Source organism: Bradyrhizobium sp. 23 (genome assembly GCF_023073295.1).
Lineage (GTDB): Bacteria > Pseudomonadota > Alphaproteobacteria > Rhizobiales > Xanthobacteraceae > Bradyrhizobium > Bradyrhizobium canariense_D.
Genome location: NZ_JADPJF010000089.1, coordinates 85,801 through 87,656 on the forward strand (window position 1 = coordinate 85,801; position 1,856 = coordinate 87,656).

Genomic DNA, 1,856 nt, shown 5'->3' on the forward strand with positions numbered 1-1,856 from the left:
CTGCGCCTTCAACGCGTCCAGCGAGGCAAGTGGCGCCGTCGGATCGACCCGATACTCCCCACGCGCCAGCCACGACAGCACCTTCGCATCGATCACCGGCGAATGGTGGATGACGTCGCCGTAATTGTCGAGGTCGTGCGTCACGTCCTTGATCGCCCGGAAATCGTACAGATGCACATTGGGAAGCTGCGTCAGGCGCTGCGCAATGACGGCCGTGAGGTCCGTGACGATTTTCAGCGTCGCAGGCGAAGCGTCGCGCATCGCGACGAATTGCAGGATCGAATAGGGCGGGAAGTAGATGTCGAAGGTCACGTCCGGATGGCGCGCGATCAGGCCGACGGCGTCACGCTCGAAATGCCGGACCATCGCGTCGTAACGATAGCCTTCGCCGAGAAAACGGCTGCGCACGGGATCGGTGATATAGGCGAAAGCCGCGAGCGTCCTTTTCGCATTATAGGCGCGCGCGACGTCGATATCGCGCGGCAACGCATAAATGTCGTCGACGTCTTCAAGCGCAAACTTGACGGGCAGAAAAGGCGCCGCCCGGGTCAGCGGCTCCCGCAGCGGCGGAACCGACCGCAGCAATGCGAACAGGGATTCCTTCGCCATCGCCGCACTGAACAGATAGGACGCGATCCCCTTTGCCGTCCCGCGATAGAGATCGGCAGCGAGATAAGGATCGGTCTCGATGTCGGCAGCATCGACAAAGATAAAGTCGTCCATCGCCCAGATCACGCGCTTCGCGCCGCGGTCGATGGCCTGCTCGAGCACAAAGCCCTGCTGACACGAATTGGAGCCGGTCATCGCCAGCTTGAGCGAGTGCACGCCGAGGGCATGGTCGATGTCGCTCTGGCGGAAATGGATCGCGAGCGAGGTGCCCATGAACGCGGTATCGAACGACTGGCTGCGGATCAGCCCGGCATTCTGCACGCGCGTGTCATCGGAATAGAACGGCGCGACGAGACGCGAAGGCCGAAACAGTTGCAGGGGATCGATGACATAGGTGAGCGCAGCCGCGCCCAGCACGCACGCGATGCTCGCGAGGAGAAGACGCCCTGGATTTGTGAACGCGCCGCGCATCAGAACCGGAAATAGATGAATTCGCTGTGGCTCTGGATACCCAAAATCCCGAACGCAAGCACCAGCGACGCACCATAGAGGACCAGCGGCCGCATCCGTCCGGACATCAGGCCGTCGCCGACCCTGCGATTGGCGTGGTCGTACCCCATGAGTCCTTGCGTGTTCGGCGCCAGCCACACCAGCGCGGCATAGATCGTGACCATCACCGACGCCGCAATCTCCTCGCGGCCGAACACGATGTTGGAGGGATCGGCCATCGCATTCACAATCCGCATTGCCCAATCGACCCGTTCGGCACGGAAGAAGACCCAGGCGACAACGACGGCGAGGAATGTCAGCACGGCTCCGGCGACACGCGTCGGGTGCGCGAGCCACTTCGGAACATTCGGCACCAGCGCGTTGAAAGCGTGATTGATACAGAGATAGGCGCCATGCAGGGCGCCCCAAATGACAAAAGTCCAGGCCGCGCCATGCCAGAGCCCGCCGAGCAGCATCGTGAGCAGCAAGTTGATGTAGCGCAGCACGCGCCCGCGCCTGTTGCCCCCGAGCGGGATGTAGAGATAGTCGCGCAGGAAGTGCGACAGCGTCATGTGCCAGCGGCGCCAGAACTCGACGATGCTGGTGGCCTTGTAGGGCGAGTTGAAATTGACCGGCAGGAAGATGCCGAACATCAGCGATATCCCGATCGCCATGTCGGAATAGCCGGAAAAGTCGAAATAGAGCTGGAACGTGTAGGCGAGTGCACCGAGCCAGGCCTGATCAAAACTCGGCGCGCG

The 1,856-nt window shown here is 62.0% G+C and carries 2 protein-coding genes; both read right to left on the reverse strand.

The features are described 5' to 3' along the window. The coding region (locus IVB32_RS22465) for a hypothetical protein (RefSeq protein WP_247411454.1) at positions 1-1,080 on the reverse strand (1,080 nt) is incomplete at its 3' end. After that, a partial coding sequence (locus IVB32_RS22470) for an MBOAT family O-acyltransferase (protein ID WP_256466593.1) occupies positions 1,080-1,856 on the reverse strand: 777 nt, incomplete at its 5' end. The genes IVB32_RS22470 and IVB32_RS22465, both read right to left, overlap by 1 nt.